Raw genomic sequence first — 20,312 nt, forward strand, 5'->3', positions numbered from 1 at the left:
TTTTGGAGGGGATTGTGTGAATCACGCCTATGTGGCCATTTTTCTGCGAAGTTTGATGATGATCAGCATTGCCGTGTTTGCGGTTGTCTTTTTATATCAGTCTTTTCCGTTTTTATATCCTTTTTGGATCGCACTTGCTGTGTCCTGTTTGATTCATCCTGCCGTATGCAAAATAGAAGAGATCACCGGGATGCCAAGAGGGTTTGTCGTGGTTATTGTTCTATTGCTCTTTTTAGTGACAGCAGCCGGCTTAATGACGCTTTTAGTAGCGGAAATCATTTCAGGAAGTGCTTATTTAGCAAAGGTACTACCCGGTCATCTTGATCAAATGATCAGTATTGTGGAGCAGTTTTTCACAAATAAGATTCTGCCTTTATATCATGATTTGACTGCCCAATTTAATACGCTTCAAGCAGGACAAAAGGAATCGATTTTGGGACAAATTCAAGCACTTGGCGACGAAGCAGCCGCGAAAATCGGGACTTTTCTTTCAAAAACACTCGAACTCATTCCAGCTTTTTTAGGTCTTTTGCCTGATGCAGCAGCAACACTTTTATTTTCCGCACTAGCGACTTTTTTTATCACAAAAGATTGGTTTACTTTAAAAAAATATGGTTCACGTATCTTCCCCGCAAAGTGGATGCAGCATACACGCGCCATTTTATCTGAAATCAAAAAAGCGATTACTGGCTTTATGAAAGCTCAGCTTCTGCTCGTTGCCATAACCATCGGCATCGTGCTCATTGGGCTGATCATCTTAAAAGTCGATCATGCTTTTGTGATCGCATTATGTATTGGGCTTGTCGATTTACTTCCTTATATCGGCAGCGGAACTGTTTTTCTACCTTGGATCATTTACTCCGCCATGACAGGCAATCTTTCACTTGCCATCGGGCTGGGCATTTTGTATATTGTCGTATTAATTCAAAGACAAATATCAGAGCCGAAAGTCTTAAGTAAATCCATCGGGCTTAATCCTTTAGCAACGCTTGTAGCGCTATTTGTCGGGTTAAAATGGTTTGGTTTTCTCGGACTTGCCCTTGGCCCTGCTTCTCTTGTCGTATGGCAGGCGTTTCGTAATGCAGGTGTTTTTAGGGATATTTATCAGTACATTAGGTATGGCATGCAAAAGTAAAAGAGACCTTCTGATGAGGTCTCTTTAGCGAATAATGGTATAGCGTTTCCGGTTTGACATGTTTCTGAGCCAGCGTTCAAAGAGCGGCTTGATTCGCTTTCTCGTCATCGGAATGAGCAGCAAGGCCCCAATGAGATCCGATAAGAAGCCTGGAATGAGCAGCAGCAAACCGCCAATGAGAATGCAAAAGCCATCTACAATGGTTGCCCCTGGCATCTTGCCATATTGTAAATCTCGCTGCACTTTCTGAAATGCTTCAATTCCTTGCTTTCTTGCAAAATAAGCACCTAATACACTCGTGAGCACGATGATGAGCATCGTTGGTAAAATGCCAATGATTTTACTTGAGATTAAAAACAAACTAATTTCCACTGCAGGGAACAGAATCAATAATAGTAGAAAATATTTCAACCATATCACCTCATGGGGTATCTTTCATCGAAAGCTGTTTACTTTTTTTAGTGTAACATAAAAAAAGAGAGGAGTCAGATAACTCCTCTCGTGTGTGATTTAAAGGACGCTTGCACGGCCTTTGTAGATCGCTCCGCGTGTTGGATCTACTGTAATCTCTTCGCCTTCTTTTAGAAGTGTTGTTGCGCTGTCAAGACCAACAATCACTGGAATGCCAAGGCTGAGTCCAACGACTGCTGCATGGCTTGTTAAACCGCCTTCTTCTGTGATAAGAGCAGATGCTTTCTCTAAAGCGCCCATCATATCACGGTCTGTGCAGTTCGCTACAAGAATTGCACCATCGTACATTTTTTCGTCTGCTTCTTTTCCGCTTTGTGCAATGACAACCGGTCCAAATGCAGATTTACGGCCAATCCCTTGACCCTTCGCAATGATGTCACCGACAACATATACTTTCATTAAGTTCGTTGTACCTGTTTCACCAACTGGCACACCTGCTGTAATCACGATCAAGTCGCCATGTCTTACATAGCCAGTTTCAATTGACTTCTCTACTGCATTCTCAAGCATTTCATCTGTAGAGTTCGTATTTGATCCGCTCTTAGCAAATACGCCGAATACAAGAGATAGCTTTCTAGCCACTGATTCGTTTGCTGTTACCGCTACGATCGGTGCTTTTGGTCTATATTTTGAAATCATTCTCGCTGTATGACCGCTTTCAGTAGGTGTCACAATCGCTGCCACGTCAAGCTTCATTGCTGTATGCGCAACTGATTGGCCGATGGCATCTGTAATGCTGACTTCTACTTCTTCGCTTCTGCGAGAAAGAATCGCTTTATAGTTTAGTGCTTCCTCTGAACGTGATGCAATGTTGTGCATCGTTTGTACAGCTTCAACGGGGTATGTCCCTGCTGCTGTTTCACCAGAAAGCATAATCGCATCTGTGCCGTCAAATATCGCATTTGCCACGTCACTTGCTTCCGCACGAGTTGGACGAGGGTTACGCTGCATGCTGTCCAGCATTTGAGTAGCTGTGATCACAGGCTTGCCTAAACGATTGCATTTTTTGATCAGCATTTTTTGAACAAGCGGTACTTCTTCTGCTGGGATCTCGACACCAAGGTCTCCACGTGCAACCATCAGACCGTCTGATACCTCAAGGATCTCATCGATGTTATCAACACCCTCTTGGTTTTCAATCTTAGGAATGATTTGGATGTCAGCTGCGTTATTCTTTTCAAGAAGCTCACGAATTTCAAGAACATCAGAAGCTCGTCTTACAAAAGAAGCTGCGATGAAATCAACGCCTTGTTCAATTCCGAACAGAATATCATTGGCATCTTTTTCTGTAATACCTGGCAGGTTCACACTCACACCTGGTACGTTTACACCTTTTTTGTTTTTGAGCGTGCCAGTATTCATGACTTTCGTGACGATTTCTCTGCGGTCCTTGTTGAGTTCTTTGACCTCTAAACCAATGAGACCATCATCTAATAGAATGGTTGAGCCCACTTCTACATCATGAATTAAATCTTCGTACGTCACACTAATTCTTTCCGTATTCCCTACAATGTCTTCCATACTCACGATGAGATCAGCACCAGCTACTAGCTCAATTGAGCCGTTTTCAACAGTACGTGTACGGATCTCTGGACCTTTTGTATCAAGAAGGATCGCAATGTCCTTGCCTAAAGTTTTACCTGCTTTACGAATGTTTTCGATGCGTGCACCATGCTCTTCAAAATCTCCATGAGAGAAGTTTAGTCTGGCTACATTCATTCCTGCTTCAATCAATTCAGTCAGCGTTTCAATGCTTTCACTTGCTGGACCGATTGTACAAACGATTTTTGTCTTTCTCATTACTGTTCCTCCTAAGGTCTTCTCGTTTTATATAGAGAGCTCTTGTGAAAGTCGGTACATCTGTTGATCGACTGTATGTTTTTTATCTAAGATGTCTAAAATATCGTGATGAACGAGTTCATTGCTTTGAATGCCCACACAGCGTCCGCCACTTCCTTCAAGAAGAAGCTCCACTGCATACGCTCCTAAACGGCTTGCCAGCACCCGGTCAAACGCACTTGGAGAACCTCCGCGCTGAATATGTCCTAAGACAGATACACGTGTTTCAAGGCTTGTCTCCTCTTCAATTCGCTTGCCAAATTCAACACCGCTGCCTACGCCTTCTGCTACGATGATGATACTGTGCTTCTTGCCGCGCTCATGACCTCTTCTCAATCTGGCAATAATTTCGTCCATGTCATAGTCTGCTTCAGGAATCAAAATAGATTCAGCTCCGCCCGCAAGACCTGACCAGAGGGCAATATCACCAGCATGTCTTCCCATTACTTCCACTACGTATGTACGTTCATGAGATGTGGCTGTATCACGAATTTTATCAATGGCATCAATGACAGTATTCAGTGCTGTATCAAAGCCAATAGTGAAATCAGTACCTGGAATATCGTTGTCAATCGTGCCAGGGACACCTACACATGGAAAACCGAGCTCTGTTAATTTCTTCGCTCCCATGAATGAGCCATCTCCACCGATGACAACAAGTCCTTCAATACCGAATTTTTTTAAGTTTTCAATCCCTTTTTCGCGACCTTCAACTGTCTTGAATTCAGGGCATCTTGCCGTGTAAAGTTTTGTTCCTCCACGATGAATAATATCGCCTACTGAACCTATTTCGAGTTTCTCAATTTTACCGTTAATTAGACCTGAATATCCATTATAAATACCGTAAACTTCAACATTATGGTAAATTGCTTTTCTTACAACTGCGCGCACAGCTGCATTCATTCCTGGGGAATCCCCACCGCTCGTTAAAACTCCTATACGCTTCATCTTTTTCACCTCAGAGACCATATATGAATTAAACATACCATTTCCACTGCTTGAAAACAATCATGAGCAAAACCGGATGTTTTCAATACGAATTTCTAAAACCGTACTTATTATACAATTAAATAAACCGTTTTTAAACAAAAGTTAAGAAAGTCATGAAAGCAAATCTCTCAAAAACTTGTAGGGTCAAGCTCTCTAAACCTTATCATATCAGGGTTTTCAGACGTTTCAAATTTTATGAAAACAAAAGAAAATTATTTTCAAATAGCGCTTACACAAGGAAGGTTTTCATGAAAAAAGATGAAAAAAAATAAACGTAAGCCAAAAAGGCTGTACGTTTATTTAGTTTACCCCAATATATTGATTTTCAATCGACACTTTGCCAATTGCTTTGTATTTTTGATATCTTTGTTCGACTAATTCTTCTGGCGATAGTTTGAGCAAAGATGTAAGTGACTGTTTTAATGTTTGATCCATGTAGGCTGCTTGTTGTTTCACGTCTCGATGTGCTCCACCTTGCACTTCTTTAATAACATCATCTATAATATCTAATTCTTTTAGGTCTGGAGCGGTAATTTTCATTGTTTCTGCAGCTTTTTTAGCAAGTGATGAGTCCTTCCAGAGCAGTGCTGCTGCACCTTCAGGTGAAATCACTGAATACGTTGAGTTCTCTAGCATGAATAGGTGGTTTCCTACGCCTAAGCCTAGTGCTCCGCCACTTCCGCCTTCTCCAATGACAATACAGACAACCGGTACACGAAGTCCTGCCATTTCGAATAAGTTTTTCGCAATTGCTTCACTTTGCCCGCGTTCTTCAGCTGCTTTACCAGGATATGCTCCTTTTGTATCAATAAAGCAAATGATGGGGCGATTAAATTTATCTGCTTGTTTCATCAAGCGCAGCGCTTTACGGTAACCTTCTGGATGAGGCATTCCGAAATTACGGCGCAAGTTTTCTTTTGTGTCTTTTCCGCGCTGATGGCCAATGACTGTGACAGGAAGCCCTTTAAACGTGGCGATTCCTCCAACAATGGCTTCATCATCGCCATAGAAACGATCACCATGACATTCGAAAAAGTTGTCAAACAGCTCTTGAATGTAATCGAGAGTTGTTGGACGCATGGCATGACGAGCAATCTGGACTCTGTCCCACGGCTTTAAATTTGTATAAATGTCCGCTTCAAGCTTACTCAGACGTGTTTCAAGGCGCTCAATTTCTGCACTTAAATCCATTTCTGAGTTTTGTGTGAACTTTTTTAATTCATCAATCTTCGCTCTAAGTTCGATGACAGGTTTTTCAAATTCTAGTTCTCCAGCCACTCTCGTTCACCTCCTGTGCTGTGTAATGCTAAGATTTGACCCAGTTTTTCTTTCATCTCTGCACGGTGAATGACAGCATCCAATTGACCATGCTTCATTAAAAATTCAGCCGTTTGGAAGTCCTCTGGCAGGTCTTCACGAATGGTTTGTTCAATGATTCTGCGGCCTGCAAAACCAATTAATGCACCAGGTTCTGCAAAGTTGTAATCACCGAGAGACGCAAAACTAGCTGATACACCGCCAGTTGTCGGGTTGGTCATCACAGAGATAATCAAACCTTGGTCCTCGCTGAACAGCTTTAATGCTGAACTTGTTTTTGCCATCTGCATGAGGCTGAGAATCCCCTCTTGCATTCTCGCTCCGCCAGATGCAGTAAAAATAATAAATGGCACCTTGTCCGCTTTTGCTTTCTCAATAGCCAGTGTGATCTTTTCACCAACGACCGAGCCCATACTGCCCATACGGAACGTGGCATCCATGACAGCAATTACAGCACTTTGGCCTTCAATTTCACCTTTACCTGTGACAATGGCTTCATTCAAAGATGTTTTTTCTCTGTCTTTCTCAAGCTTTTCTTCGTAGCCTGGGAAACCGAGCGGGTTTTCAGAAATCAGGTGCCCGTTAAATTCTTCAAATGTGCCTTCGTCTACAAGGCTTTCAATACGCTGTTTTGCATTCATTTGCAAATGTCTGCCGCAATTCATACAAACACGTAAATTTTTATCTAGTTCTTTGGTGAGCATTATTTTTTTACATTGCGGACATTTGGTCATGATGCCTTCAGGGACATCTTGACTTGCCTGTTCAGAGGGTACAGATGCATATTTTTTCTTTTTACTGAAAATGTTCTTGATTGACAAATGACTACCTCCCTTTTTGAAGGGTTTTTTCTTTACACGCACATCCACTATTATAGGACATGTCATAACTGTACCGAAACTATTGTACTTTTTTTGTCAAACGCTGTCATCCTTCATTCCATTTTTTTAGTGGGGAATTGATGAGAAATGAGTATGTGTTTGGGGCGCTGAGCAGTTGATATATTTGAATTGTGAACGTCTACAAAAAAATCTCATTCCGGATGAAAAAATTTTCGTGTCAGAGAGGAAATGGTGCACGCCTTTCCTCCTATTCCAGAAAGAACGTGCACACTTTTCCAATTCGATTACTCGCCGATAATCGTTAATTTTCTTGTTTTTTCTGCAACAGCTTCTGGGTCTACTTTGATTCTTGCAACGCCTGTTTCCATTGCTGCTTTTGCCACTGCTTTAGCTACCGCTGGTGCTACACGTGCATCAAATGGTGCAGGGATGACGTATTCCGCTGACAATTCTTCATCTGATACAAGGGAAGCAATCGCTTCAACAGCTGCAATTTTCATTTCTTCGTTAATGTGTGTTGCGCGCACATCTAGTGCTCCGCGGAAAATGCCCGGGAATGCAAGTACGTTGTTTACTTGGTTCGGGAAGTCAGAACGGCCAGTTCCTACAACACTTGCGCCTGCTGCATGTGCATCTTCTGGCATGATCTCTGGATTTGGATTAGCCATTGCGAAGATCACGGGATCTTTTGCCATTTTTCCAACCATTTCTTTTGTTAAAGCACCTGCTACTGATACCCCGATGAAGACATCTGCACCTTCAATCACTTCTTCTAAAGAACCTTCTTTACGGTCTTGGTTCGTGAATTTAGCTACTTCGTTTTTCACTGCATTCATACCGTTCGGGCGGCCTTCGTAAATAGCGCCTTTTGTATCACACATAATGATATCACGTACACCGAAATGATAGAGAAGTTTGATAATCGCAATTCCTGCTGCCCCGGCGCCGTTTGCCACAACTTTGATTGAAGACATTGATTTTCCAGACAGTTTAAGGGCATTGACAAGTCCTGCTACTGTTACAATCGCTGTTCCATGCTGATCATCGTGGAAAACTGGAATGTTTGTCTCTTTTTTCAAACGCTCTTCGATGATGAAGCAGTTAGGAGCTGCAATATCTTCAAGGTTGACACCGCCAAAAGTCGGCTCAAGAAGCTTCACTGTTTCAACGATTTTGTCTACATCGTTTGTCGCAAGTGCGATTGGGAAGGCATCTACGCCTGCAAAACTTTTGAATAATACAGCTTTACCTTCCATGACTGGAAGAGATGCTTCCGCACCGATATTTCCAAGCCCTAAAACAGCGCTTCCGTCTGTGACAACAGCGACCATATTGCCTTTCATTGTATAATCATACACTTTGCTTGTGTCGTCATAAATATCTTTACATGGTTCTGCAACACCAGGTGAGTAAGCCAAGCTTAAGTCTTTCGCATTTTTCACTTGTACTTTTGATTTTGATTCGAGTTTGCCTTGATTCTCTTTGTGCATATGTAATGCTTCTTCTCTTAATGACATGTGATGAACACTCCTTCAAGTGGAAAATGATTTAATGAATTGCTAAGTTGATAAGCACATACTGGCAGTTTTAAATACACAGAATCTTTAAAATGATAACACAATAGGTGGATTTGTAAAACACATTCAGACGATTTGTCATCATTTAATCACAACGTTTTGTTCACCGAGCAGCTCTTTTAACTGGAAGATCACGGCATGATCTGCATGAACTTTGTATGCATCTGGAAGTCTCATCGTCTTTTTTTGCTTTTCATAATACAAATAGACATCTGCTTCTCCGCTGTGCAAAGAGATCACTCGTTTTACTTGCTCAAGCAGCTCCTGCGTATGGTTTTCTTCTTTCACCCGAATGTAGACAGACTCTTTTCTTTTTGTGCCCATCTCTTCAAGCAGAACTGCTTCTTGCACGATGATTTGACTGCTGTCATTTCTGACATCTATTCTGCCTTCAACATAAAGCATAGCGCCCTCCTCAAGTAAGGGGGACAGCTTTCTGAATTGCTCTGGAAAGACGACGCCTTCCATTTCTCCCGTTTCATCCCCAAATGTGACAAATGCCATCGATTGTCCATTTTTTGTTCGAATCGATTTCACTTTTGTCAAAAGACCCCCCATTGAAATCGTTCGCTTTATATAAGAAGAAAGTCTGATGATTTCTACTGCTCCATTCTCTCTTAAGCGATCTCGATACGCTTGTACTGGGTGGTTTGATAAATATAAACCGAGTGCCTCTTTTTCAAATTGCAAAAGGTCGACAAGCGGCAGTTCGTCTATCTCAGCATATTTTGGCTTAATGGAGAAGGTTGTATCCCCAAGAAAGTCCAGCTGGTCCTCAGGTGTTAAAAATGACACATGGTCTAACGCAATATCTATCGATGCTAAAAGCGAAGCACGATTTGGATAAAACTCATCCATCGCCCCTGAAAAAATGAGCTCTTCAATCGTTTTTCGGTTTACACTCTTTGGTGATACCCTTGCGCAAAAATCAAATAAATCTTCAAACGGCTTTTCCTGTCTTGCTCTGTATATATCCTTTACAGCTGACACTCCGACATTTTTGATCGCTCTTAAGCTGTAGCGGATCTCCCCTTTTTCAACCGTAAATGGAAATTCACTCTTATTAATAGAAGGCTTCAACACAGAGATCCCTTTTTCCTTTGCCTCATAGAAATATTGAGCGACTTTGTCTTCATTTCCAATCACACTCGTTAAAAGTCCGCACATAAAATATAACGGATAATGCGCTTTTAAATAAGCAAGCTGAAAGCCAATCATGCTATATGCGACAGCATGGCTTCTATTAAAACCATAGTTTGCAAATTTGACGATTAAGTCATAAACGTCATTTGCAATGTTAACAGGATACTCCTTTTTTAGGCATCCTTCAACAAAATGGCTTCGCTCTTCATCAAGGACCTTTTTATCCTTCTTTGAAACGGCCCTTCTTAATAGATCGGCCTCGCCTAGCTGAAAGCCCGCCATCTTCGCTGCAATCAGCATGATTTGCTCTTGGTAAACGATGACCCCGTATGTGTCCTTTAAAATGTCATACAAATCTGGATGCGGGTAAGAGACCTTGACCCTGCCGTGCTTTCGGTCGATAAAGAGCGGGATATTCTCCATTGGACCTGGCCGGTAGAGGGCATTGACTGCCACGATGTCTTCTAGACTAGAAGGTTTCAGCCGTCTTAGCACCTGGCGCATCCCCTGTGATTCAAGCTGGAAAATCCCTGTTGTATCTCCTGCTGATAACAATTCAAACGTTTTTTGATCTTGATACGAAATGTCACTAAAGTTAATGTGGACGTTTTCCTGTCTTTCAATCTGGTTTTTAATGGATTCGATTAGCGTTAAGTTTCTTAACCCTAAGAAATCCATCTTTAGAAGTCCGAGATCTTCTAAATAATTCATGGCATACTGCGTTAAATACACACCATCATGGCCGTCTTGGATCGGAACGACCTGCGTCAGCGGCTCTTCGCTTAGCACAACGCCGGCTGCATGTGTCGACGTGTGTCTTGGCAAGCCTTCTACCTTTAAAGCTGTCTGGAAGACCGTTCGAAGCTCTTCTGATTGCTGGAGCAGCGTTTTTAATTCGGGAGATGCGGCCACCGCTTCTTTCAGCGTCGTCCCTGGCTTCGATGGGACGAGCTTTGCAAGACGGTCTGCTGCCTTTGAATCAATCCCCATCACACGTCCGACATCCCTTAAGGCTGCCTTTGCTGCAAGTGTTCCAAACGTGACAATTTGAGCCACATGCATGTCCCCATATTTGTCTTTTACATAAGAAATCATTTCATCTCTTCTCGTGTCAGGAAAATCAATATCAATATCCGGCATGCTGATTCGCTCAGGATTTAAGAAACGCTCAAATAAAAGGCCGTGACGGATCGGATCGACATCTGTAATAGACAGAACATAGGCAACAAGTGAGCCTGCTGCGGACCCCCGTCCTGGGCCTGTGACAATGCCGTGGTCATGCGCATACTTCATAAAATCCCATACAATAAGAAAATAATCACTGAAATTCATTTTTTGGATAATGCTTAGCTCATACTCAAGCCTTTTGACATATGTTTCATTTGAAGCGATCTTTCTTTGTTTCATGCCTTCCGCGCACACTCTTCGTAAAAACTGATCTGCTGTCGATTGATCAGGAGTTGGATAGGATGGCAGTTTTGTCTGTCCAAGATTTAAATCTACTTCACAGCGGTCTGCGATCTCAACCGTTCTTGAAAGCAGTTCAGGATCATCCGCATACCATTCCATCATCTCTTCGATGGATCTGAAATGCTTTTCTCCTCGGTCTTCCTCTATATCTGAAAGCTGCTGTCCTGCTTTTATGGCCTTTAAACATGTATACGCCGTTTTGTCCTCTCGGTTGATGTAATGAACATCTCCCGTCGCGACAAGTGGAATTTCCGCACTTTTTGAGACGTCCCGCAGCTTTCCGGCAAGCGACTCGTCTTGCTGAAATGGCTGAACCGCAATGTACACATGTCCCTCGCCAAAAATACGTTTCAAATGGCTTGCTGCATCGCGCGCTTCTTCTAACTGATCATGCTTCAGCATCGTTTCAATATAGCCAGATGCGCCTGGCGTTATGGCAATAAGCCCATGATGATAGCTTTTCAGCCATTTTTCTTTCAGGCCAGCTTTTGATTTTGATTTCAGCACACTGCTAATTTTGATCAGATTTTGATAGCCTTCATTGTTTTTTGCAAGGAGTACCAAGGGATAAGCCTCTGTCTCTTGTTCATCTATGAAGACAGAAGCTGTTAAACCGATGACCGGCTTGATGCCATGTTTTTTACATTCCTTATAAAATTCAACCGTTCCATACATCACATGGTCATCGGTAAGAGCGAGCGCTTTGTAGCCAAGTTCTTTTGCTTTTAGCACGAGCTCCTTTACCTTAGCTGCACTGCTTAACAAGCTGTATCCACTGTGGACCTGAAGATGAACATAAGACATGCTTAATCCACTCCTTTCGTCTAAAGTCATTCTTTCATTATAAAACGCGATGCGGTGAGAAACAAATGTTCTTTCTTTTCCGTCCGTTCATACTTGTCCAGAGCACGCCATATATTGAATAGAGTGAGGTGGAAAAAATGGATGTGAAGGAAGCCTTTATTCCGAACTTTATTAGCTGTTACTTTATCGCACTTGGGGTGATTTTAGGTGGTGCCATTATAGGCGGTGTAGGTGCATATTTATCCGGTCAGCCGCCCCTATCAATTATTTCAAGTCTTGCCAACCGTTTAAAAATTTGGGCGCTTGTCGCCGCAATCGGCGGCACATTTGATGCGGTCTATAGCTTTGAAAGAGGCATTTTCGAAGGAAACACGCGTGATATTTTCAAACAGATTTTATTAATTATCTCTGCCATGGGCGGTGCACAAACGGGATATCTCATTATTACGTGGCTCACTCAGGAGCATGTGTCATCATGAGAGTGCCGGAGCTGTATAAACGCCCAGGCTGGCAGCGTTTTTTTGCTGGAATGATGTTCGGCGCGATTATCAGCTGGCTGATTTTCCTCTTTACATATGGAACCTTTCAGGAAAAGCAGGTGACACTGCTCAGAAGCCAGCAGCACCATATGGACAGTCTGAAAGAACAAATCACACTCTATCGGGAAGATTTGCATAAGTTAAATGAGGATAATAAGCAGCGGCTGCTGATCCAAAGCGTAGATGTTCATCTCGTGAATCGTGAGCAATATAAAATCCCAGAGCCGGATACGCTAAAGTTTGAAGATCAAGTCAAAGAGGACATCTCAGAAGTCATCACAAAGGATATTGAAAGTGTCTACAAAACAAAGGAATTATTAAAACGAACGGTGGAAAATAAAGAATATACGATTCGGGAAAAGGCATACCGCGCCAAAGTGACAGAGCTGACGATTTATACGAAGCTTTCACTGGAAGTGCGTATTTCATTTGCTGAATAATGACCCTATGGAATTTTTATGAATTTCTGCCCTCAATGATCGCTTTTCACTCCAAATTTTTATACACTAAAAGAAGAACGATATCCTAAATAGAAAGAGGTGAGGAAAATGGAGGTTTATAGCTATCGTCAAATGGCACGAGACAAAGCAAGCCGGATCAAAGACGGCATGTGTGCTTATGCTGAGACAGAAATGATGGCTCATTTAATTAAAAAAGAATTAAAGCATCAAAATCTCCAAGCCTATGAAGATTCAACGGACATCGGCTGCTGGTTTATCCCTGTATCCAAGTAACCCTTTTCTCCAGCATCAAAAAAGAGAGAGGAGACTTGAAGCCTCCCTCTCTCACGATGATGATTTACATACTTCTTCTAAATCACGTAAGATCTCATCTGCCACGGCCCAATCATAAATGGACGCACCGGCTGCAAGCGGGTGACCGCCGCCATGATATTTTTTAGCAATGGTGTTAATGACAACGCCTTTAGAGCGGAATCTGACACGAATCTGATCGTTTTCTTCCACAAAAAAGACCCAAGCTTTAATCCCTGCAATATTTCCAAGTGTCCCAACAAGCTGCGAGGCTTGCTGCGCCGTTGTTTGGAACGATTCCAAAATGTCACGTTTAATAAAAACAGAGGCTACCCCATTCTCTGACAAAGAGATATGTTGAAAAATATAGCCATTTAATTTCACGACATTCAAATCCGTCTCATACAATTGATTGAAAAGGTCTGATGATGAAAATGGATATTCGATTAGTTCCCCTGCATATTTGAGTGTTTTTTTCGTTGTATTTGGGAAAAGGAAGCGGCCTGTGTCTCCTACAATGCCGGCATAAATCAGTTCAGCCGCCTTTGTATTCAGCTGATATCCTTCTTCTTTCCCCTCTAGATACAATTCATAAATCATTTCACTCACAGAGCTTGCCTCTGTATCCACCCAAAGCAAGTCACCATAAGGATCTTCATTTGGATGATGATCAATTTTCATTAATCGATCACCCATTGAATAGCGCTGATCATCAATTCTTGCTTGATTGGCTGTATCACAGACAATGACAAGGGCACCATTATACACTTCGTCCGGTACCTCATCGAGTTCATATAAAAATGAAAGGGTTGGCTCCGGGGTTCCAGTCGCATAAATATTTTTTTCTGGATAGGTGGCACGCAAGATTTCCGTAAGGCCGCACTGCGATCCATACGCATCAGGATCTGGTCTTACATGTCTATGAATGATGATGGTGTCATATAATGATATGGTTCTAATCAGTTCTTTTTTCATAAAAACTCCTTCTTATGCGATACTTTTTTTATTATTAAATCATAATCTATCCTGACGGAAAAGTGAGGAATAGACAATTTATTCTAGTAAGCAAGCCTATTTACGTTTAAAATAGGGTTGTAACCACTTACAATGGAGGCTTGACACATGCTTGTTTTGATTGTGTTTATTATTAGTTCTGCCATGTTTTATTTATACTACAAAGCAAAGAATGTCCGTACGAATCGGCCAGTCGAGAAGAAATTCTGGTCTGCCAAATCCAGTATGGCACTTGGCTGCTTTGTCCTGCTCTTCGGTGTGAATCAATTATTTTTAAACCGCTCGTCACTCGCATTTGTCATTGGATTTATTTTTGTTGCAGTTGGTATCGGCAGTACGTGGGCTGGGTATAAAGCCTACAAGCATTATCTTCCGCTCTTTTTAAAGGAAGGCGAAAAAGATCACGCGTAATAAGAGGAGGGGCGACATGAGTTCGCCCTTTTTATGATTATCCTCTTTCCATCAGCTGCACCATCAGCATCGCTTTCCCTACGATATTTGATTGGTGGTACACCTCAACTTCCAGCTTTCCAAACTTGCGCCCTACTTCTAAAATATTCGGCTTGATCTGTATCGTCGATTCCATTTGGACCGGTTTTAAGAAGTAGACAGAGAGACTTTCGACAATCAGCTCGCCTTTTTTATGAGATTTTAAGAAGCGGTTGGCTGCTTCGATTAAAATTTGTGTAAACACACCATATGAAATATTGCCAAGCTGGTTTGTCATTTGTGGTGTGACCTCATATTGATAAACCGCATCTGCTTTCGGTTTTTCTGTATCGGTTTCTTTAAATCCTCTCGACACAACGTCATCCAGTTTTTCTCCGACCTGCGGCTGCTTTTGAATCATTTGCAGCGCCTTTAGCACATCCTGACGGCTAATCATCCCAATCAGCTTCGCATAATCATCTACAACTGGCAGCACCTCAATGCCTTCCCACACCATCATTTGTGCAGCAGAGGCAACAGATGTTTTGCCAATGACTGTGAGCGGATGTTTCGTCATCACCTTTTCAATCGGTGTAGAGCGGTCATGACCTGCAATATCCTTTGAGGTGAGAATGCCGTGAATCTTCATTTGATCATCTGCTACCGGGAAGCGGCCGTGTCCTGTTTCGTAATTCTTCTCATACCATTTCTCAAGCTTATCCTCTGGTGATAAGTATACGGTCCGTTCAATCGGCGTTAAAATATCCTCCACAAGCACAATCTCTTTTTTAATTAATTGGTCATAAATGGCCCTGTTAATGAGAGCCGCTACCGTAAATGTATCGTAGCTTGTCGATAATATAGGCAGCTCAAGCTCATCTGCGAGCTGAATGATTTGTTCATCTGTTGAAAATCCGCCTGTGACCAGCACAGCCGCTCCTGCCTCTAATGCTTGCTTGTGGGCATTGATCCGGTTTCCGACGATCAGCAGGTTTCCAGCTGCCGTATATCGCATCATCGCATCCAGCTCCATCGCTCCGATGACAAATTTGTTTAAGGTTTTATGTAAGCCTGCTCGTCCTCCAAGCACCTGTCCATCAATGACATTCACAACTTCCGCATATGTCAGCTTTTCAATATTTTCTTTTTTCTTCTGCTCAATTCGAATGGTTCCGACTCGTTCAATGGTACTGACGAATCCTTTATTTTCAGCATCTTTGATGGCCCGGTAAGCGGTCCCTTCACTCACTTTCATTTCTTTCGCTATCCGCCGGACAGAGATTTTCTCTCCGACATCTAATGAATCAATATACGATAAAATTTGTTCATGCTTTGTCGCCAATCCCGTTCACCCTTTTTGTTTTCAGCGTTTTCATCTATGTTTCATTATAAAGGCAGGAGGCTTTTAATAGCAATTTGTCTTTTACTTCAGCACGATGCAGGCAAACAAAAAAGCCGGCATTTGTGTGCCAGCTTTTGTTCATGATGATCAAATTTCAATGGATTCTCCGCTGTTTAACACGTGACCTACGCCGCCGTGCAGGCTGTCTGCAAATGCATGCGGATCCTGTTCAATCGGCGGGAATGTGCTGTAGTGAATCGGAACGACCTGCTTTGCACGAAGCCATTCTGCTGCTATTCTTGCATCGTCTGGCCCCATGGTGAAGTTATCACCGATTGGAAGGAATGCAAGGTCAATATGATTCAGCTCACCGATCAGCTTCATATCTGAAAAGAGCGCAGTGTCTCCTGCATGATAAATCGTTTTGCCCTCTGCGGTAAATAAAATACCTGATGGCATGCCTGTATACGTAATGGTTTTCGCTTCTTCATCAATCACAGCTGAGCCATGGAACGCTTGTGTCAGCTTAACTTTACCAAATTCAAACTCACGTCCGCCGCCGATATGAAGCGGGTGCGTTTTCACCCCTTGCCAGCTTAAATAGACAGCAAGCTCGTTTGGCGCGACGACGAGAGCGTCATTATTTTTAGCCATTTCAATGGTGTCACCGAGGTGATCTCCATGTCCGTGAGTCAGCAAAATCACATCTGCTTTGACATCTTGCGGTTTGATATCTGTGTGCTTATTTCCATTTAAAAATGGATCAATCCAAATATGATATCCGTTTGTTTCGATGTGTACGACTGAATGTCCATGATATGTAGCTTTCATGTAGTATATCCACCTTTCGAATTTGTTCTCATATCATCTATTCCCTGTATAAAAAGCTGAAAAACTTAATGCCTATGAATCACGTTAAGTCCACCTGTTGCTTCAATGACGGTCCCTGTAATCAGATCGGATCGATCATCACATAAAAACGAAATAATACGACCGATATCCTCCCCTGTACCAGACCGTCCAATCGGTGTTTCATCGTCTTTAATCCGACGGGCTTCTTCTATCGTGGATTCTTTCATGTCTCCAACGATTTTGCCTGGACAAACCATATTGGCCGTGATGCCATTTTCAGCTTCTTCAATGGCAATGGTTTTCGTCAATGAGGCCAGCCCTACTTTTGCCGCTCCGAAGGCTGACCTGTGCATCCAGCCTGGTGCATGATCTGCCCCTTGGAAGCCATACGTGATAATGCGGCCAAAGCCTTGCTTTCTCATCATGGGAATGACCATTCGGAACAAATGGAACACAGCTGATAGGTTTCCTTCCATCATCTGATACCATTCATCTTCGGAATAATCCGCGAGTTTCTTTCGTTCAAAAATATAAGGACCGGCATTATTGATCAAGGCATCAATCCGCCCAAATCGCTCAGCTGCCAGCTCTACCATGTTTTTTAAATCTTCTTTGTTTGTCACATCACCTTGGACAAATTGAAGCTTTTCTTCGTATTCCTGCAATTCTTCTTTCATCTGCCGGACAGCTTCATCATCACTTCGATAATTCACTGTCACAGAATACCCCATATTCAGTAAAGACTCGGTTACTTTCCGGCCAAGCCCTTTAGAACCCGCTGTTATTAATGCGTGTCGCACACAATCTCCTCCTAAAGCAAAGGTTGCAAGTTCATGTGTTTCTTTTATTATCTTTACTTTACTATAAACCAACACTGGGCGCACTTCTGAACCCTTTGTCTGCTATTCATGATGCGAACGATGGGTTGATCAAACAAAGCCTACAGCTTTTGAGCTATCGCCCCCTCCCCAACTTAAAAACATCATACGCTTTCATGTTCTCCAAGGAGGATGCTTCTCCTTTCTGCATTACAGCAAAAAAACCATCCGTCTCATACGAATGGTTTTTTAAAAGGTTACGCTAGGCAGGCTTTTGCTTTTACTAAAGCAAGCTGGATTTGCTTGAATCCAGTTCCCCCTGCACTTGTTCTTTTTTCAACAGCAACATAAGGATCAAGAACGGTGTAAATGTCTTGTTCAAAGAGGCCGCTTGCTTCTGTGAATGTTTCGAAAGGAAGATCACTTAAGTAGATGCCTTTTTGAATGCACGTATACACAAGCTTTCCAACAATTTCGTGTGCTTCACGGAATGGCATTCCTTTTTTCGCAAGGTAGTCTGCCACTTCCGTCGCATTTGAGAAATCTTCTTTTGTTGCTTTTTTCATGACATCTTCGTTCACTGTCATCGTTTGAATCATTCCTGTAAAGATTTGCAGGCTGCCAGCGATGGTTTTCACTGTATCAAACATGCCTTCCTTATCTTCTTGCAGGTCTTTGTTATACGTAAGCGGCAAACCTTTCATAATGGTGAGAAGCCCCATCAGGTTGCCATATACACGGCCCGTTTTTCCGCGGATCAATTCAGCCATATCCGGGTTTTTCTTTTGCGGCATCATGCTGCTGCCTGTTGCGTATGTGTCATCAAGTTCAATGAATTTGAATTCTTGAGAGCACCATAAAATGATTTCCTCACAAAGACGTGAAAGGTGCATCATGACAAGGCTGCTATTAGACAAGAACTCTAAAATGAAATCCCGATCACTCACGCCATCAAGGCTGTTCTCGTAAATATGGTCAAAGCCAAGCAGCTCTGCTGTATATTCACGATCAATCGGGAATGTCGTTCCTGCTAACGCACCGCACCCAAGTGGAGAAACATTAATCCGCTTCAATGAATCTTGAAAGCGTGCTTTGTCCCGCTCAAGCATCCAAAAGTAGGCGAGCATATGATGGGCAAAGGAAATAGGCTGTGCACGCTGTAAGTGCGTATATCCTGGAAAGATCGTTTCAACGTGCTGTTCTGCTTTCTCTACAAGCACCTTTTGAAAAGAAGAGATCAGCTCAATGATATGCTCTACTTGGTTATTCAAATATAAATGCATATCTGTTGCGACCTGATCATTCCGGCTTCTCGCTGTGTGCAATTTGCCGCCAAGCGGACCAATCTCATCAATGAGCATTTTTTCAAGGTTTAAATGAATGTCCTCATAATCCACTGAGAAATCTAGTTCATCCGCCTCTGCCTTTTTCATGAGCGTATTCAGTCCGTCTTTGATAGCAGCGGCCTCCTCATCGCTGAGGATACCGCATGTATTCAGCATACTTGCATGGGCAAGGGAGCCGGTCAGATCTTCTTTGACTAATTGTTTGTCGAAATGAATGGACGCGCCAAACTCATCGACCCATTTTTCTGGTGTTTTTTGAAATCGGCCTCCCCAAAGCTTTTTCATGCTTTAACCTGCTCCTTTTTATTCACGATGCTGTTTACTTTTGTTGGTAATCCCCAAAGGTTAATAAATCCTACAGCCGCATCATGATCGAATTCATCTGCTTTTGTGTAAGTCGCTAGATTTTCATCATAAAGTGAATATGGTGATTTACGTCCTTCTACAATCGCATGGCCTTTAAATAGTTTCACACGCACAACACCTGTTACGTTCTTTTGTGTTTCTGCTAGGAATGCATCTAGTGCTTCTTTAAGCGGTGAGAACCATAAGCCGTTGTATATTAATTCAGCCATTTTTTGTTCAACGATTGGCTTAAAGTGTGCGACTTCTTTGACAAGCGTCAAGTCTTCAAGCTCTTTATGCGCTTTTAAAAGTGTAACTGCACCTGGGCACTCGTACACTTCACGAGATTTGATTCCAACAAGACGGTTTTCAACGTGATCGATTCTTCCAACACCATGCTGACCAGCGACTTCATTTAAATGAAGGATGAGATCAGATAATGAATACTGGATACCGTCAATTGCTGTCGGTTTTCCTTTTTCAAACGTGATTTCAATGATTTCAGGTGTGTCAGGTGTTTTTTCAAGTGGATTTGTCAGATCGTATGCACCTTCTGGCGGCGCAGCCCAAGGATCTTCTAAAATGCCGCATTCGTTACTTCTGCCCCAAAGGTTTTGGTCAATTGAATATGGGCTGTCTAAGTTAATTGGGATTGGAATGCCATGCTTTTGTGCATAATCGATTTCTTCATCACGAGACCATTTCCATTCACGCACTGGTGCGAGAACTTCTAGATCTGGATTCAATGCTTTAATGGATACTTCAAAACGAACTTGGTCGTTCCCTTTTCCTGTACATCCGTGTGCAACTGCGACTGCATTTTCTTTCTCTGCGACTTCCACTAATTTTTTGGCAATGAGCGGACGAGATAGTGCAGACACAAGCGGGTATTTTCCTTCATACATGGTGTGTGCTTGCAGTGCAGCAAGTGCGAATTCTTCAGCAAATTCTTCTTTTGCGTCAATCATGTAGGATTGAACTGCTCCGACTTGAAGTGCTTTTTGCTGAACGAATGCTAAGTCTTTTCCTTCACCTACGTCAAGGCAGCAAGCAACGACTTCGTATCCTTGCTCTTGTAACCATTTAACTGCAACAGAGGTATCAAGACCTCCGGAATATGCTAATACGACTTTTTTATTTTGTGACATGATTGAAAAGCTCCTCTCACTTGTTTTGATTCTGTGAATGTTTTTTTGCATAAAAATAAGTTTTAATTTATAAACATGCATTTAGTATGTATACACTGTAACAAGGAAAAATTGTTTTTTCAACCCCTTTATGAAAAAA

Annotated in this window: 18 protein-coding genes; 5 read left to right on the forward strand and 13 right to left on the reverse strand. The window is 42.4% G+C overall.

The features are described from left to right. Positions 1-16 precede the first annotated feature (16 nt). Complete coding sequence (ytvI, locus tag ACSLGF_RS07715) at positions 17-1,135, forward strand: sporulation integral membrane protein YtvI (RefSeq protein ID WP_456004037.1); 1,119 nt, start codon at positions 17-19, stop codon at positions 1,133-1,135. Positions 1,136-1,159: 24 nt separating this feature from the next. On the opposite strand, the gene ACSLGF_RS07720 is transcribed toward ytvI, so the two are convergent. The 7 genes from ACSLGF_RS07720 to dnaE form a co-directional block, all read right to left on the reverse strand. Continuing rightward, positions 1,160-1,546 (reverse strand): FxsA family protein, encoded by a 387-nt coding sequence (locus tag ACSLGF_RS07720; RefSeq protein WP_456004039.1) that lies wholly within the window; start codon positions 1,544-1,546, stop codon positions 1,160-1,162. 99 nt (positions 1,547-1,645) lie between these two features. Beyond that, positions 1,646-3,406 carry a pyruvate kinase gene (gene pyk / locus ACSLGF_RS07725; RefSeq protein WP_456004041.1) on the reverse strand — a complete coding sequence of 587 codons (1,761 nt, stop codon included), beginning with the start codon at positions 3,404-3,406 and terminating at the stop codon, positions 1,646-1,648. A gap of 27 nt (positions 3,407-3,433) precedes the next feature. Then, entirely contained in the window at positions 3,434-4,393 is a 960-nt protein-coding gene (pfkA, locus tag ACSLGF_RS07730; RefSeq protein WP_456004043.1) for a 6-phosphofructokinase, read from the reverse strand. A gap of 342 nt (positions 4,394-4,735) precedes the next feature. Beyond that, the gene (gene accA, locus ACSLGF_RS07735) at positions 4,736-5,713 is read right to left on the reverse strand and encodes an acetyl-CoA carboxylase carboxyl transferase subunit alpha (protein ID WP_034320966.1); all 978 of its coding nucleotides are present in this window, start codon (positions 5,711-5,713) and stop codon (positions 4,736-4,738) included. After that, positions 5,698-6,573, reverse strand: a complete 876-nt coding sequence (gene accD, locus ACSLGF_RS07740) for an acetyl-CoA carboxylase, carboxyltransferase subunit beta (RefSeq protein ID WP_099726893.1) — start codon at positions 6,571-6,573, stop codon at positions 5,698-5,700. The genes accA and accD overlap by 16 nt, the downstream gene beginning before the upstream one ends. Positions 6,574-6,878: 305 nt before the next feature. Then, on the reverse strand, positions 6,879-8,111 hold the full coding sequence (locus ACSLGF_RS07745; RefSeq protein WP_025092260.1) for an NAD(P)-dependent malic enzyme: 1,233 nt from the start codon (positions 8,109-8,111) through the stop codon (positions 6,879-6,881). A gap of 141 nt (positions 8,112-8,252) precedes the next feature. Continuing rightward, positions 8,253-11,588 (reverse strand): DNA polymerase III subunit alpha, encoded by a 3,336-nt coding sequence (gene dnaE / locus ACSLGF_RS07750; RefSeq protein ID WP_456004045.1) that lies wholly within the window; start codon positions 11,586-11,588, stop codon positions 8,253-8,255. Between the two features lie 137 nt (positions 11,589-11,725). Here dnaE and ACSLGF_RS07755 point away from each other — a divergent pair, with 137 nt between their 5' ends. The 3 genes from ACSLGF_RS07755 to ACSLGF_RS07765 all read left to right on the forward strand — a co-directional run bounded on the left by ACSLGF_RS07755 (position 11,726) and on the right by ACSLGF_RS07765 (position 12,861). Beyond that, positions 11,726-12,067 (forward strand): YtrH family sporulation protein, encoded by a 342-nt coding sequence (locus tag ACSLGF_RS07755; protein WP_034320977.1) that lies wholly within the window; start codon positions 11,726-11,728, stop codon positions 12,065-12,067. Next, positions 12,064-12,567, forward strand: coding sequence for a sporulation membrane protein YtrI (ytrI, locus tag ACSLGF_RS07760; protein ID WP_007501718.1), 504 nt, complete (start codon positions 12,064-12,066; stop codon positions 12,565-12,567). Before ACSLGF_RS07755 ends, ytrI begins: the two co-directional genes overlap by 4 nt. Before the next feature lie 108 nt (positions 12,568-12,675). Further along, the gene (locus ACSLGF_RS07765) at positions 12,676-12,861 is read left to right on the forward strand and encodes a hypothetical protein (protein ID WP_008346082.1); all 186 of its coding nucleotides are present in this window, start codon (positions 12,676-12,678) and stop codon (positions 12,859-12,861) included. A 51-nt stretch (positions 12,862-12,912) separates the two neighbouring features. Here ACSLGF_RS07765 and ACSLGF_RS07770 read toward each other — a convergent pair whose 3' ends face one another. Further along, the gene (locus tag ACSLGF_RS07770; protein ID WP_456004047.1) at positions 12,913-13,854 is read right to left on the reverse strand and encodes a DHH family phosphoesterase; all 942 of its coding nucleotides are present in this window, start codon (positions 13,852-13,854) and stop codon (positions 12,913-12,915) included. Positions 13,855-14,001: 147 nt separating this feature from the next. On the opposite strand from ACSLGF_RS07770, the gene ACSLGF_RS07775 reads away from it, so the two are divergent. After that, positions 14,002-14,304 carry a YtpI family protein gene (locus ACSLGF_RS07775; protein WP_099726889.1) on the forward strand — a complete coding sequence of 101 codons (303 nt, stop codon included), beginning with the start codon at positions 14,002-14,004 and terminating at the stop codon, positions 14,302-14,304. Positions 14,305-14,341: 37 nt separating this feature from the next. On the opposite strand, the gene ACSLGF_RS07780 is transcribed toward ACSLGF_RS07775, so the two are convergent. The 5 genes from ACSLGF_RS07780 to ACSLGF_RS07800 form a co-directional block, all read right to left on the reverse strand. Next, a complete protein-coding gene (locus tag ACSLGF_RS07780; RefSeq protein WP_456004049.1) occupies positions 14,342-15,664 on the reverse strand; it encodes a DRTGG domain-containing protein in 1,323 nt (440 codons plus the stop codon). A 147-nt stretch (positions 15,665-15,811) separates the two neighbouring features. Further along, positions 15,812-16,495, reverse strand: coding sequence for a metal-dependent hydrolase (locus ACSLGF_RS07785; RefSeq protein ID WP_456004051.1), 684 nt, complete (start codon positions 16,493-16,495; stop codon positions 15,812-15,814). 65 nt (positions 16,496-16,560) lie between these two features. Then, positions 16,561-17,316: an SDR family oxidoreductase gene (locus tag ACSLGF_RS07790; RefSeq protein ID WP_456004053.1), complete on the reverse strand. Its 756-nt coding sequence runs from the start codon at positions 17,314-17,316 to the stop codon at positions 16,561-16,563. A 275-nt stretch (positions 17,317-17,591) separates the two neighbouring features. Further along, a complete protein-coding gene (gene argH, locus ACSLGF_RS07795) occupies positions 17,592-18,965 on the reverse strand; it encodes an argininosuccinate lyase (RefSeq protein ID WP_456004055.1) in 1,374 nt (457 codons plus the stop codon). After that, positions 18,962-20,173 (reverse strand): argininosuccinate synthase, encoded by a 1,212-nt coding sequence (locus tag ACSLGF_RS07800; RefSeq protein ID WP_456004057.1) that lies wholly within the window; start codon positions 20,171-20,173, stop codon positions 18,962-18,964. The genes argH and ACSLGF_RS07800 overlap by 4 nt, the downstream gene beginning before the upstream one ends. Positions 20,174-20,312: the final 139 nt, after the last annotated feature.

It is taken from the genome of Bacillus sp. A015, assembly GCF_053851875.1.